Source organism: Pantoea graminicola (assembly GCF_048452665.1).
Classification (GTDB): domain Bacteria; phylum Pseudomonadota; class Gammaproteobacteria; order Enterobacterales; family Enterobacteriaceae; genus Pantoea.
Genome location: NZ_JBLWSJ010000003.1, coordinates 1 through 14,320, shown reverse-complemented (window position 1 = coordinate 14,320; position 14,320 = coordinate 1). Strand labels below are relative to the sequence as shown.

Here is a 14,320-nt window from a genome sequence, read left to right as displayed (position 1 = left end):
AGATGAAACTATCACGGGCCGGTTATGACCGGCCCGTTATGCGGGAATTACGCGCTACGCAGGTTATCGACCAGCGCCATCTCGTCGCTGCTCAGCAGCTTCTCGATGTCGACCAGAATCAGCATACGTTCACCCAGCGCACCCAGACCCGTCAGGTACTCGGTGGACATGGTGACAGCGAACTCCGGCGAAGGACGGATCTGATCCTGGGTCAGAGAGAGCACATCTGACACACCATCAACCACGATACCGACCACACGGCTTTCCAGATTCAGCACGATTACCACGGTGTTCTCATTGTACTCCACATCGGGCTGCGCAAATTTCACGCGCAGGTCGATAATCGGCACGATCACACCGCGCAGGTTCGTGACGCCGCGGATGAAATCAGGGGTATTCGCGATGCGCGTGACCTGATCGTAGCCGCGAATTTCCTGAACCTTAAGGATATCGATGCCGTACTCTTCGTCGCCGAGTGTGAAGACCAGAAACTCCTGACCCACAGTTTCGTCAGCGATTTTTGTCACGGTTGCCATTCCATTCATAATATTTACCCTTTCGTTATCAATCAGGCGGCAGCGCCGGCCACACGTTTTTCACGGTTAAGTGACTGCAGTGCTGAAACATCAACAATCAGCGCCACGCTACCATCACCCAGAATGGTTGCTGCTGAGATGCCCGGCACCTTGCGATAGTTACTTTCCAGGTTCTTCACTACCACCTGATGCTGACCAATCAGCTGATCGACCAGCAGCGCGTAGCGTTTGCCCGCGCTCTGCAGGATCACCACAATGCCCTGTGTGGCTTCGGTTTTCGCGCCCTGCACATCAAAGACGTTCCACAGCTCGACCAGCGGCAGATATTCGCCACGCACTTCCAGCACGCACTCGCCACCGGCCAGCGGTTTCAGCTCTTCGGCGCGCGGTTGCAGCGATTCCATCACCGCATTCAGCGGCAGGATAAAGACTTCATCAGCTACCCGGACGGACATACCATCCAGGATCGCCAGCGTCAGCGGCAGCAGGATACGGATGGTGGTGCCTTTGCCCTGCTTCGAGGCGATTTCGACGTGACCGCCCATCTCCTGAATGTTTCGTTTCACCACGTCCATTCCGACGCCGCGCCCTGACACATCCGTCACCTGTTCGGCGGTGGAGAAGCCCGGCGCGAAGATCAGCATGCCGACCTCTTCGTCGCTCATATTTTCATGGACCGGCAGGCCGGAAGAGAGCGCCTTGGCCAGAATACGTTCACGGTTCAGACCTGCACCATCGTCTGAGACTTCGATGCAGATGTTGCCGCCCTGATGTTCCGCAGAGAGCGTCAGATTACCGGTTGCCGTTTTACCGGTTGCCAGACGTTTCTCCGGCGTTTCGATGCCGTGGTCAAGGCTGTTACGCACCAGATGCGTTAACGGATCGATGATGCGCTCAATCAGGCTCTTGTCGAGTTCGGTTGAGCTGCCCAGCAGCGTCAGTTCGACCTCTTTGCCCAGTTTGCTGGCCAGGTCACGCACCAGACGCGGGAAGCGGCTGAAGACATATTCCATCGGCATCATACGAATCGACATGACCGATTCCTGCAGGTCGCGGGCGTTACGCTCCAGCTGACCCATGCTGTTCAGCAGGTCGCCATGCGCCACCGGATCCAGTTCACCGGAACGCTGAGCGAGCATTGACTGGGTAATCACCAGTTCGCCTACCAGGTTGATCAGCTGATCGACCTTCTCGACCGCCACACGGATACTGGTGGATTCGCTCGATTTGGCTGGCGCCGCAGCGCGCTTGCTCTCACGCTTCACCGCTGCCACCGGCAGTTCGGTGACGCTGGCGGTATGGACCTCTTCAACCTGGGGTGCAGCGGCCAGCGCCACCGGAGCGGCTGTGGCATTGTCGGCTTCAGGGAAGCGGATCTGCGCTTCGTCGATAACGAAACAGAGCACGGCGACGATGTCATCTTTACCCACGCCATCGATGCAGACATCCAGCGTGCTGGTGCCCTTCTTCACGTCGGTCAGGGTGCCAAGATTGCTCATCTCTTCCAGCATCAGATCGACCTCTTTCTCTTTGAGATCGATCAGCTGAACACGCAGGCCGCCGGTGCTGGCCGCGCCTGCGCTCACCGGTTCAGCAGTGGCCGCGACAGCAGGGGCAGGCACGTCAACCGGCAGACCTTTTGCCTCCAGCGCCAGCTGGCGCAGTGCTTCACAGATATATTTGAAGCTCTCCGCGTTAGGCTCCTGCGCGGTTTTATAAGCATCGAGCTGTTCCTGCATAATATCTTTGGTTTCCAAAAACAGGTTGATGATGTCGGTGCTGAGCTGCATCTCGCCGCGACGAGCACCATCCAGAATGTTTTCCAGGATATGAGTCGTTTCCTGTAATACCGTAAAACCAAAGGTTCCGGCCCCACCCTTGATGGAGTGAGCGGCACGGAAGATGGCGTTGAGCTGCTCCGAATCTGGCTCCTGTGGGTCAAGACCCAGCAGGTGTTGTTCCATATCCGCTAATAGCTCATCGGCTTCATCAAAAAACGTCTGGTAAAAATCGCTGATGTCCATACTCACGGGAATCACCTCGGTTGTGAGGGGGCTGCTGTATTCACCGCGCTGCCTGGTGTTGCCAGCGGTGCGCGAATCTGTTCAATCGCCGCCGGATCGCTGATCTGGACGGCATCACTTTCTGCATTTTCTTTTTCTATTGCTGCTTCGGTGTCGTGGTTCAACACCAGCAGGCTGATGCGGCGGTTTACTGCGTCATTCCCGCCGCGATTTTTCAGGCGCATGGTGTCGGCCATGCCTAACACCCGTAAAACTTTGCCGCTATCCAGACCGCCCATCACCAGTTCCCGGCGGGAGGCGTTGGCGCGGTCGGCCGACAGTTCCCAGTTGCTGTAGCCTTTTTCGCCGCTGGCATACTGAAAATCGTCGGTATGTCCGGCCAGGCTGATGCGGTTAGGAATGTCATTCAGAATCGGCGCTATCGCGCGCAGAATGTCGCGCATGTAGGGCTCAACCTCGGCCCGGCCGGTCTTGAACATCGGGCGGTTCTGACTGTCGATAATCTGAATACGCAGCCCCTCTTCCACCATGTTGATAATCAGATGCGGACGCAGCGTTTTCAGGCGCGGGTCGGCTTCAATCATCTGGTCCAGCTTTTCACGCAGCCGGTTAAGTCGAATCTCATCCAGCTGACGTTTCTGGGCATCCATATCGACAGCCTTTTTTACTTCGCCCTCTTTTTTCGTCGGATCGTCACCGCCACCCGGAATGGGGCTTTCGCTGTCACTGCTGCGCGCCCCGCCGGTAATCGCCACCTTCAGCGGCGTTTTGAAATACTCTGCGATCTGCACCAGCTGCTGCGGGTTGGCGATCGACAGCAGCCACATCACCATAAAAAAGGCCATCATCGCCGTCATAAAGTCGGCGTAGGCAATCTTCCACGATCCGTGGCTGCCTTCATGGCCTTTATGTTTGCGCTTTTTGATCAGCACAATTGGGCGATTGCCGTGTTTCATGAAGTCTCGTCCGAAGTTTGTTTAGCCGGGTTCTTGGCGTTACGCACATGCTCTTCCAGTTCGCTGAACGACGGGCGCTCGGCGGAGTAAAGCGTTTTACGACCAAATTCCACCGCAATCTGTGGCGCATACCCGTTGAGGCTCGACAGCAGAGTCACCTTGATGCACTGCATCATCTTGGTGGTTTCCGCACACTTCTGGCGCAGCACCGACGACAGTGGCGAGATAAAGCCATAAGCCAGCAGGATCCCCAGGAAGGTGCCCACCATCGCGTGGGCCACCAGCGCACCCAGCTCTGCCGCCGGACGGTCAGCTGAGGCCAGCGCGTGCACAACCCCCATCACCGCGGCCACGATACCAAAAGCCGGCAGACCGTCACCCACCGCAGCAATACTTTGCGCTGGTACGTCACACTCGTGTTCGTAGGTCTCGATCTCTTCATCCATCAACGCTTCGATCTCAAAGGCGTTCATGTTGCCGCTCACCATCAGGCGTAAATAGTCAGTAATAAAATCCACTAACTGTTTATCGGCAAGAATACGGGGATAATTAGCAAAAATTTCGCTCTGGCTGGGATCTTCAATATCGCGTTCCAGCGATAACATCCCCTGCTGACGCGACTTTGCCATCAGGCGATATAGCAGCGCCATCAGATCCATGTAAACCGCTTTGTTGTATTTTGACCCGCGAAATAATAAAGGCAGCGCCTTCATCGTTTTTTTAATCGACTTACCGTTGTTGCCGACTAAAAAAGCACCGGCACCGGCGCCCCCGATCATTAATAATTCGGCCGGCTGATAAAGCGCGCCCAGATGGCCACCTACCAGCGCGTATCCGCCTAACACGGAGCCTAAAACAACCAGGTAACCTATAATTATCAGCACAAAAATTCCTTACGTCCGAAACGTGTTGGTGGAAGTGACGCCAGCGCCGCAGCTGTTATTCCTGAACCGCAAGCAAAAAAAAGCAGCGGTATTAACCGCTGCTGGATGACTTCCACAATGCGAACAAACTTAAACGGCGTGTTTAACCTGTTCATCCAGCAGTTGTGGAAACATATCGGCAGGTTCTGCAGAAAGTTTACGTCTTTTTACGGCGCGTGATGGCGGCTGGCACAGGCTGCAGGTGAAGCTGCCAACTGGCTGATGCGCATGGTTAATAAAGCTGCCATTGCAGCACTTGCAATCCGCCAGCTCCAGCATGCCGCTTTCAACGAATCGGACCAGGGTCCAGGCGCGGGTCAGCGCCAACAGCGGGCCCTCGTCCGATTGCGGACATTGTTCAAGATATAACCGGTAGGCTTTGATCACAGCATCGACGCCGCTGCACAGTCCGGTTTTCAGCAAAAATTTCCACGCGTTGCAGAAAATCGAGGCGTGAATATTCTGCTCCCAGGTCATGAACCAGTCAGTCGAGAACGGCAGCATACCTTTTGGTGGCGGGCTGCCACGCAGCTCTTTATAAAGCTTAATTAATCGGCCACGGCTCAGCTGGGTTTCGCTCTCTAACATCTGCAGGCGCGCACCTAAGGTGATCAGTTCCATCGCCAGCTGAATATCACGGGCTTCCTGAACAATACTTTTTTCACTCATGACATCGCTCTCTTTTTAGCAGGCAGATCATCTTTAGACGCATTACGCAGTAAACCACTCGATAATAAAATACCGGTGTGGATTTGTTGTAAATCATCCACGCGCGATTCCTGTGTCAGACGATTGATCGCTGTGCTGTCGGTAAAACGGAACTGACAAACCAGTTGATTGGTTTCCGCCATTTTTACCATCTCAGGCAATGTTAATTCAGATAAGGCATTCGCCATTTTCTCATCGATTCCGAGGCGAAACATCGCAGAGGCTTTATCCTGGTTAATTAAACGCTGCGCGAGCAGTAAATAAGACAAGTTGAGGTCGTAAATATGTTTCAGTACTTCAGAGGTGCCCATTTTTTTCCATCCTGAGAGATGAGACGTAACTGTATCGCAGAAAATTATCTGCGGTTCGAGCTGCTGTTTATTAAATCAAAAGATGGCAAAGAAACCTTCAGCTAACCTTAATGCCATGCTTTCTGCCTTCTGTTTTTTGTGGGTTTCAGACCCACCGAAGGTCAAAAATCCATGCCATTTTATTTTCGAGTTCTGGTCACCTTCCGTGATGTCTTCTTACGTTTTTTAGGACTAATCCGAAAACAACGCAAATCTATATCGTCTGTTTTCGACATACAACGACAGCCAGATGAAATTTTAGATAAAGTGTGACGTAGATCACACTTTTAAGGCAAATTTCTTCAGCAACCCTTTACCATCGCTAACCTTCTGGTCAAATTCTGAGCAAAAATTTGCGTTTTTAAGTCCAATTTGTCCTGAGAAAGGTTTAATAGGGGGTAAATACAGCGTTATTCGACGCTTTAAACATGATGAAATGGATATCAGGTGTTAATCGTTTTATCACCCTATTTAGAACCAACTAATAAGAGATTGTCAGCATTTTATGCTGCACAGGGAGGTCGGTATTTACTGTTAAATTAGTCACTTAAAGGAAGTGTCGCGGAGCGTGAGTAATGAAAGCGTTAAGGTTTTAGCGGCAGTGTGGGGGGTTTCAGACAACCTGTTGTTAACAATTGCAGCAGAACGTTAAGGCTCCGGCAGCCTGTGTAACAAGGGTTTATATAAGAAAGATGAATGAATTAACAACAAGTTATGCTTCGCCTCTGTCTCTATCGGCAGCCTGGCGAAAAACTTGAGTAAAAAAGCTAAAGAAAGTGACCAGCCACGGGCGACAGGGGCTTGCAGCGATCCCTGCAGGAATCGGGCCACTCTGTGCCGCGCGTCACGGACGCAGTAAGGAACAGGGCGCTGGCAATGTGAAACAAAAAAGGGGGCGTGGGGCGAGAAAAGCAAACGGCAGCGGTATCACAGGATACCGCTGCCGCTGTCAGCCTAATCAGGCGAGTTTCGGGAAGGTCGCAACTTTGTTGGCGGTGTTATGATCCACACTGCGCGGATCGATGCGTTCCAGGTCTTTCAGGAAGCTCTCACGCCAGGCGGTAATGTCGTTCTTACGTAAAACGGCCATCATGTCGTTATAGCGGGAGATCCTTTCCGTACGCGGCATGGTGATCGCCTTATCCAGCGCAGCGGCCACCTCATCACGGTCATAAGGATTGACGATTAACGCAGAGGTCAGCTCGTTGGCCGCACCGGCAAAGCGCGACAGCACCAGCACACCCGGATCGTCCGGGTCCTGCGCCGCCACATACTCTTTCGCCACCAGGTTCATACCGTCACGCAGCGGCGTGACCAGACCCACATCGGTCAGGCGGAAGATCTTCATCAGCAGGCGACGGTCAAAATGCTGGTTAAGGTAGTAGAGCGGGGTCCAGCCCAGCGTACCGTACTTACCATTGATGCGCCCTGCCTCGGTCTCCAGCTGATGACGGATATCCTGGTAGGCCTGCACATCTCCGCGTGAAGTCGGTGCAATCTGCGAGTAGCGGATTTTGCCACGGTGCTCCGGGTAGTTTTCCAGCAGGGCTTCATAGGCAAGAAAACGTTCCGGCAGACCTTTGGAGTAGTCGAGGCGTTCGCAGGCGATAATATTGCGCGCATCACCCAGCTCTTTTTTCATTGCGGCCATTTTTGGCGGCAGCGGTCCTTCGGCCATCTCTTTAATACTGTCTGGCTCGATCCCGATCGGATAAACCTCAGTCATAAAGGTATTGCCAAAGGCGCGATGTTTTTTGTCGCCTTTGTTCTGCAACTGCGTCAGCTGGCTGACACTGTCCAGGAAGGCCACGCGATCCGATTCCGTCTGGAAGCCCAGCAGGTCATATTCACACAGCATCTCCAGCAGCTCTTTATGCGGCGGCAGCGCGTTGAATATTTCCGGGGTCGGGAAAGGAATGTGCAGGAAGAAACCGATACGGTTATTAATGCCTGCCCGACGCAGCGCGGCAGCGAAGGGTAAAAAGTGATAATCGTGGATCCAGACAATATCATCCGGCTTAATCAGCGGCTTTAAACGCTGCGCCACCGCGTCATTGACGTCACAGTAGCCTTCCCAGGCTTCACGCTGGAACTGCACCAGATCGAGACGATAGTGGAAAGCGGGCCAGATGACCGTATTCGAAAACTGGCAATAATAGAGATCGTAATCGTTCTGGCTCAGCGGGAAGGAGGCATATTCGATACCTTCGTGCTCCTGGACTTTGACCTCTTCCTCTTCTTCGCCAGAGAACTCGCTGATTTCGCCGTTCCAGCCAAACCACAACCCACCAGTGCTTTTCAGTGCATCGAGAATGCCGACGGCCAGGCCGCCTGCGCTGGTTTTAGACCCATCTGGCATGGCGACACGGTTAGATACAACCACTAAACGACTCATAACCTAAACTCCTTACCGACGTTGTCTTGTTCTGATAGTAATAATGTTTTTTCCAGCCAGCCGTAAACCGCATTGACATCCTTCAGCCGGTAGTGCGCCTGCGTGGCACCCTCACCCACTTTGATGGAGATGCCCTGCCGGGCGTTCACGGCGGCAAAGCCCTTCTCATCTGTCAGATCGTCGCCGATGAAAACCGGCGTCCGTCCGGCAAACGGGGGCTGCTGCATAAAGTCGCTGATGGCAGCGCCTTTATCGATACCTTGCGGTTTAATCTCGACCACACATTTTCCCGGCTGGAGCGCCAGCCCCGGAAAACGTTTTACGGACTGTTCAGCCAGTCGCAGCACATCCTGTTCATGCTGCATCGCCTGGCGATAGTGAAGAGCAAAGGCCATGCCCTTAACTTCCAGCTGGGTGCCCGGCCAGGCGGCCATCGCATCCTGCAGTTCTGTCCTGAGTGCCTGCTCGACCTCAACGGGCAGGCTGATGCGCTGCAGCTGCCCTTCCGCATTACGGCGTTCAGCGCCGTGCACGCCCGCCGCCGGCCCCTGCCAGGGCGCGGCCAGCGCATCGAGTTGTGTAATGGGTCTGCCGGAAACCAGCGCAAGTGCGCCCTGCGCATGGGCAGAAAGTTGCCGGAGTTGGGCGATAACCTGCTCAGGAATAAAGACCGCTTCGGGACGGGACTGAATTGCTGCCAGCGTTCCATCGACATCAAAAAAGAAGGCGTACTCTCCGCCCGCTAATGTCGGGTAACTGGGATGGGGGTCTGCCACCTGGTTCACGTCACTTCTCCTGAAATCGTATTAAATAAATCATTGAGTTAAAACAAGAATGTCCTGACGCAGTCAGGTCAGCAAGCGGGAAATTCTGAAAGGCGGTGATTGAGGGGTAAAACGTGGTACCTGGATAGATCACTCTCCTCAAACGTGCAAACGCGTTGCTGACAATACTGGCTAACTGAGAACACCTTTGCATTAAGTGTAGTCATTGACAGGGGTTACGCCAGAAATATGCAGTTTTTATGCCAGCCGCTGCGGTTAAATAAGCAGAAAATCGCTCCGTCAGCATGCGCTCTTTCAGAGGATGCCGCCGGTTCCGGTCCGCCAATGGCTGGAGTTCATTCTGTGCAGCGGGCTGTCCAACAGGCCGCGCTCAATCCTTAAGGCTCTTAAGGTATTCCTAATATTGAAAGCGCACTCTCATGACACTTTTATTATTCTGGTTTCTGCTCACATGGCGTTTACCCTTAAAAGGCCGCTGATTAGCCGCCTCAGCTTGCTGATCGTCGCTGCGATCTACATCGCAGTATTTCTGAATATCGCCTATTACCGGCAGGTGCTGGCGGTGATGCCGCTGGATAGCCTTCGCACCACGCTGGTATTTTTATCGATGCCGCTGGTCGCCTTCAGCGTCATCAATATCGTGCTTACCCTGGCCTCATTTCTCTGGCTGGACAGGCTGCTGGCCGCCCTGTTTATCCTGGTCTCCGCCTCGGCGCAGTTCTTTATTCAGACCTATCACATCGTGATCGATCGCTCGATGATCACCAATATGATGGATACCACGGCGTCAGAAACCTTTGCACTCATCACGCCGCAGCTGATTTTTACGCTGCTGACCTCTGGCGTGCTGATGGCCCTGCTGGTGTTCTGGCCACGGGTGAAACGGCAGCAGTGGCGCGGGATGCTGGCACGCCTGCTCAGCGTGGTACTTTCGGCTGCGCTGATCGTGCTGGTCGCCCTGCTCTTCTACAAAGATTACGCCTCGCTGTTCCGCAACAACCGTGAACTGGTAAAAGCACTGAGTCCGTCGAACAGCATCGCCGCGACGCTCTCCTGGTATAAGCATCAGGAGTTGCAGAACGTACCGCTGGTGCGCATCGGTGAAGATGCGCATCTGCTGCCCGATCACAGCACAGGTAAACCTCAGCTCACCATTCTGGTGCTGGGCGAGACCTCGCGCGCGCAGAACTTCTCGCTGGGCGGTTATGCGCGGCTGACCAACCCTCTGCTGGCGAAAGATGATGTCATCTACTTCCCGCACACCACCTCCTGCGGCACGGCGACCGCAGTGTCGGTGCCCTGCATGTTCTCCAACATGCCGCGCGCCCACTACGACGATGTGCTGGCCGCCCATCAGGAGGGGCTGCTGGATGTGATTCAGCGTGCCGGGATCCGCGTGTTGTGGAATGAGAATGACGGGGGCTGTAAAGGCGCCTGCGATCGGGTTCCGCATCAGGATATGACCAGCCTGAATCTGCCCGGCATGTGTATCGATGGCGAATGCTATGACGATGTCCTGTTCCACGGTCTGGAGACGTACATCAGCCAGCTGAAGGGCAACGCGGTGATTGTGCTGCACACGATTGGCAGCCACGGGCCGACTTACAGCCATCGCTATCCGCCGCAGCTGCGTCAGTTTGCCCCGACCTGTGACACCAATCAGATTCAGGATTGCTCGCAGCAGCAGCTCATCAACACCTATGACAACACGATATTAAACGTGGATCACATTGTTGATAAGGCCATCGGCATCCTGCGTGCGCATCAGGATCGCTTTACCACCAGCCTGGTCTATCTTTCTGATCACGGGGAATCGCTGGGCGAAAATGGTGCCTATCTGCATGGCCTGCCCTACGCTATCGCCCCGGACACGCAGAAACATGTCCCGCTGCTGCTCTGGCTGTCACAGGATTATCAGCAACGTTTCGCGGTTAACCGCAGCTGTCTGAACAAACTGGCCGCGACAGACGATTTCTCTCAGGATAATCTGTTTTCCACTCTGCTGGGATTAACCGGCACCGCAACCCACGAATATGTGCCTGCGGATGATATTTTGACATCGTGTCGGAGCCAACCTTAATGAAGATACTGATTGTTGAAGATGACGCCCTGCTGCTGCAGGGGTTGATGCTGGCGCTGGAAGGTGAAGGCTATGTCTGCGACGGCGTGTCGCGGGTGCGCGATGCCGAGGCGCACTTTGCCAGCGGCCTCTACAGTCTGGTGGTGCTGGATCTGGGTCTGCCCGACGAAGATGGGCTCCATTTCCTGATCCGTCTGCGGCGGCAGAAGAAGATGACGCCGGTGCTGATCCTGACCGCGCGCGACACCATCAGTGAGCGCATCGCCGGACTTGACGCAGGCGCTGACGACTATCTGATTAAACCGTTTTCGCTGGATGAACTGCTGGCGCGGATCCGCGCCCTGATCCGTCGTAACGTCAATCAGGGTGACACTCAGGTGAGAGTGGGCGCACTGGCGCTGGATATGACGCATCGTCAGATCTCGCTCAGCGATGTGTTACTGGACCTGACGCCTAAAGAGTTCGCGATTCTGTCACGCCTGATGCTCAAGGCCGGCAATCCGGTGCACCGCGAAATTCTCTATCAGGATATCTACAACTGGGAAACTGAGCCTTCGACCAATACCCTGGAAGTGCATATCCATAATCTGCGCGACAAGATTGGCAAAAGCGCCATCCGCACCGTGCGCGGCTTTGGTTATGCGCTGGTCACGCAGGATGCGCTTCGTGAGGCAACATGATAAGACGTTTCGATCATCGCAGTATGCGCTTTCGCCTTATTCTGACCATTGGCCTGATCCTGCTGGTGTTCCAGGTGATCAGCGTGGTCTGGCTCTGGCACGAGAGTAAAGAGCAGATTCAGTTTCTGGTGGAAGCGCATCTGCAGAAGCGCAATATGGACAGCAACGTCGAGCGCGAAGTCCGCGAAGCCGTGGCCAGCCTGGCGGTGCCGAGTCTGGTGATGATCACCCTGACCCTGCTGCTCTGCTATCAGGCGGTGAAATGGATCACCCGGCCGCTTTATCGCCTGCAGAGAGAACTGGAAAGCCGCAGCGAAGAGAATCTCGACCCGGTGGCCTGCCACAGCCAGGTACAGGAGATCGATGCGGTGACGCAGGCGATCAATCAGCTGGTGGCCCGTCTCAACAGCAGCCTGGAGCGCGAGCGCCTCTTTACCGCCGATGTGGCGCATGAGTTACGCACCCCGCTGGCCGGTCTGCGCCTGCATCTGGAGTTAATCGAACGTCACAGCGATGTCAAAGTTCAGCCGCTGGTTCAGCGACTGGATCAGATGACCCACAGCGTGTCACAGCTGCTGAGTCTGGCGCGCGCCGGACAGTCATTTACCTCCGGCACCTATCAGAACGTGGGGCTGATTGAAGATGTGATTCTGCCGATGGAGGCGGAGCTGAGCATCATGCTGGAGGCGCATCAGCAGACGCTGCTGCTCGATCTGCCGCAGGAGCAGTTTGTACGGGGTGATGCGACGCTGCTGAAGATGCTGCTGCGGAATCTGGTGGAGAATGCCCATCGCTACAGCCCGGAGAACAGCACCATCAGTGTGCATCTGCTCGCGTCACCGCAGCCGATGATGGTGGTGGAAGATCAGGGACCGGGGATCGATGAGAGTAAAAGTGGCGAACTGAGCAAAGCTTTTATCCGGATGGATAGCCGCTATGGCGGGATAGGTCTCGGGCTGAGCATCGTCAGCCGCATCGTCCAGTTACACCGGTTTAAGTTTTTCCTGGAGAACCGTCGCGATCAAAGCGGCTGTCGGGCCGTGGTCCGGTTTTAGGCGCTGAACCAGGCCGAGAGAAACAGAACGACCGTCGCGGCGGCAATCAGCAGTGCAGCATATTCGCTGACCGGACGCGGGGTGGTAACAGGCAGGTCAGCAGAGACAGTTTTCATGGCATCCTCCTCAGTTGGAGCAGGCAGTATCGCGACTGCATATTAAGGAAACCTTAAGCTCAGGATGCTGCCGCGAAAATGGCGGTAAACCGTCCGTCTAACCCGCCACCCGCCTGCTGCATCCGCAGCGTGCTCTACACTTAATGGCTACGTTCCGTTGACGGAGTGACGCTATGAGCCCGCGCATGCACAAATATGCTTTTCCGGTCAGTAAAGCCCGCAAATATCTGGAACCTGGTCCGGTGCTGCTGCTCAGTTCGCAGTATCAGGATCACCATGACATCATGACCCTCGGCTGGCACACCGTGCTGGAGTTTTCGCCCTCCCTCGTCGGCTGTATGATCGCGGGGGTGAATCACAGCCATGAGCTGATCCGCCACAGCGGCCAGTGTGTCCTGAATATCCCCTCCGCCTCGCTGATTAATGAAGTGGTTGCCATCGGCAACAGCCACGGCGATCGGCTGGATAAATTCAGCGCCTTTAACCTGACGCCGGAACCGGCCCAGGTGGTGAACGCGCCGATGATCGCCGAATGTTTTGCCAGCTTCGAATGTCAGCTCTATGACGACGCGATGGTGGACCGCTATAACCTGTTTGTTTTTGAAATTGTCAAAGCACATGTCGCTGAACAGCCGGAGTACCCCGCGACCCTGCACTATACCGGCGAAGGCCGGTTCAGCGTGATGGGCGATAAAATGCTGGATAAGAGCGGCGATTTTAAACCTGAGATGCTGTTTTAGTTGAAAGCCCGTTATCCCGCCCCCATTCAACTCTTTCGACCTGACAGGAGTAAAATATTATGGCAATCGAATATGCAGTGATCGCAGGTGGCTGTTTCTGGTGCACCGAAGCCGTGTTTAAGGATGTGATTGGCGTTGAGTCAGTGGAAAGTGGCTATACCGGCGGCGCCCGGCCTAATCCTACCTATGAGCAGGTCTGCAGCGGCGCCACCGGTCATGCCGAAGCGATTCGTATTGGCTTTGACCCGGAGAAAGTGAGCTTCGGCGATCTGCTGGATATCAGCTTCGTAACGCATGATCCGACGCAGCTTAACCGTCAGGGTAACGATATCGGCACGCAGTATCGCTCGGCGATTTTTCCGGCCAATGCCGAACAGGAAGCGGAAGCACGCGCCGCCATTGCACGCGCCCAGGCTGACCATGAGGTGCCGATAGTCACCACCATTGAGCCGCTGAAAGAGTGGTATCCTGCCGAAGCCTATCACCAGGATTACTGGGAAGGTGCAGGCCAGCGCAACGGCTACTGCATGGCGGTGATCCCGCCCAAGCTGCAGAAACTGCGTAAAAGTTTCGCTAACCGCGTAAAAAGCTGATTCACCGGGGGGACATCGTGCGGTCAGTTACGCCGCGGATGTCGCCCTCATGCGATCTTTATCGCTGGCCTGGACCGCGTAACGCTGAAGATTTCGGCAGAGAAAGGCGTATAAATCGGCGGTTTTGCAGTGTGGCAAATCGATTCGTACAGAGCTTAAGCGAATAGATCAAAAGAAAAAAATAGTGCTTGACCGTTTTCAGCCGACTCCCTATAGTAGCGCCCCGTTGACCCAGCGCGGTCAGCGAAGTAAATGTGGTGAGGTGTCCGAGTGGCTGAAGGAGCACGCCTGGAAAGTGTGTATACGGCAACGTATCGGGGGTTCGAATCCCCCTCTCACCGCCACATTCCAAAGAAGAGCCTGAACGAAAGTTCAGGCT

At 54.8% G+C, this 14,320-nt stretch carries 13 protein-coding genes and 1 tRNA gene; 6 read left to right on the top strand and 8 right to left on the bottom strand.

Annotated elements, in window-relative coordinates:
• Positions 1-47: 47 nt before the first annotated feature.
• The 8 genes from cheW to otsB form a co-directional block, all read right to left on the bottom strand.
• Positions 48-545, bottom strand: coding sequence for a chemotaxis protein CheW (cheW, locus tag ACNY69_RS07680; RefSeq protein ID WP_111141558.1), 498 nt, complete (start codon positions 543-545; stop codon positions 48-50).
• Positions 546-568: 23 nt separating this feature from the next.
• Positions 569-2,560: a chemotaxis protein CheA gene (cheA, locus tag ACNY69_RS07675; RefSeq protein WP_199560036.1), complete on the bottom strand. Its 1,992-nt coding sequence runs from the start codon at positions 2,558-2,560 to the stop codon at positions 569-571.
• A gap of 11 nt (positions 2,561-2,571) precedes the next feature.
• Positions 2,572-3,516 carry a flagellar motor protein MotB gene (gene motB / locus ACNY69_RS07670; protein WP_111141560.1) on the bottom strand — a complete coding sequence of 315 codons (945 nt, stop codon included), beginning with the start codon at positions 3,514-3,516 and terminating at the stop codon, positions 2,572-2,574.
• Positions 3,513-4,400 (bottom strand): flagellar motor stator protein MotA, encoded by an 888-nt coding sequence (gene motA, locus ACNY69_RS07665; RefSeq protein ID WP_111141562.1) that lies wholly within the window; start codon positions 4,398-4,400, stop codon positions 3,513-3,515. The genes motB and motA overlap by 4 nt, the downstream gene beginning before the upstream one ends.
• A gap of 129 nt (positions 4,401-4,529) precedes the next feature.
• The gene (flhC, locus tag ACNY69_RS07660; RefSeq protein ID WP_111141564.1) at positions 4,530-5,108 is read right to left on the bottom strand and encodes a flagellar transcriptional regulator FlhC; all 579 of its coding nucleotides are present in this window, start codon (positions 5,106-5,108) and stop codon (positions 4,530-4,532) included.
• Positions 5,105-5,458 (bottom strand): flagellar transcriptional regulator FlhD, encoded by a 354-nt coding sequence (gene flhD / locus ACNY69_RS07655; protein ID WP_111141566.1) that lies wholly within the window; start codon positions 5,456-5,458, stop codon positions 5,105-5,107. The genes flhC and flhD overlap by 4 nt, the downstream gene beginning before the upstream one ends.
• Before the next feature lie 997 nt (positions 5,459-6,455).
• Positions 6,456-7,892 (bottom strand): alpha,alpha-trehalose-phosphate synthase, encoded by a 1,437-nt coding sequence (gene otsA / locus ACNY69_RS07650; RefSeq protein WP_111141568.1) that lies wholly within the window; start codon positions 7,890-7,892, stop codon positions 6,456-6,458.
• Positions 7,889-8,677 (bottom strand): trehalose-phosphatase, encoded by a 789-nt coding sequence (otsB, locus tag ACNY69_RS07645; protein ID WP_418797806.1) that lies wholly within the window; start codon positions 8,675-8,677, stop codon positions 7,889-7,891. Before otsB ends, otsA begins: the two co-directional genes overlap by 4 nt.
• A gap of 451 nt (positions 8,678-9,128) precedes the next feature.
• Between otsB and eptA the strand changes: the two genes are divergently transcribed.
• From eptA to ACNY69_RS07615, 6 genes are all read left to right on the top strand, one after another.
• Positions 9,129-10,757 carry a phosphoethanolamine transferase EptA gene (eptA, locus tag ACNY69_RS07640; RefSeq protein ID WP_418797804.1) on the top strand — a complete coding sequence of 543 codons (1,629 nt, stop codon included), beginning with the start codon at positions 9,129-9,131 and terminating at the stop codon, positions 10,755-10,757.
• Entirely contained in the window at positions 10,757-11,437 is a 681-nt protein-coding gene (gene pmrA, locus ACNY69_RS07635; RefSeq protein ID WP_111141572.1) for a two-component system response regulator PmrA, read from the top strand. The genes eptA and pmrA overlap by 1 nt, the downstream gene beginning before the upstream one ends.
• Positions 11,434-12,492, top strand: a complete 1,059-nt coding sequence (gene pmrB / locus ACNY69_RS07630; protein ID WP_418797801.1) for a two-component system sensor histidine kinase PmrB — start codon at positions 11,434-11,436, stop codon at positions 12,490-12,492. Before pmrA ends, pmrB begins: the two co-directional genes overlap by 4 nt.
• Before the next feature lie 289 nt (positions 12,493-12,781).
• The gene (locus ACNY69_RS07625; RefSeq protein ID WP_199560035.1) at positions 12,782-13,348 is read left to right on the top strand and encodes a flavin reductase family protein; all 567 of its coding nucleotides are present in this window, start codon (positions 12,782-12,784) and stop codon (positions 13,346-13,348) included.
• Positions 13,349-13,407: 59 nt separating this feature from the next.
• Complete coding sequence (msrA, locus tag ACNY69_RS07620; protein ID WP_111141576.1) at positions 13,408-13,941, top strand: peptide-methionine (S)-S-oxide reductase MsrA; 534 nt, start codon at positions 13,408-13,410, stop codon at positions 13,939-13,941.
• Between the two features lie 256 nt (positions 13,942-14,197).
• A tRNA-Ser gene (locus ACNY69_RS07615) sits at positions 14,198-14,285 on the top strand.
• The last annotated feature ends 35 nt before the right edge of the window (positions 14,286-14,320 follow it).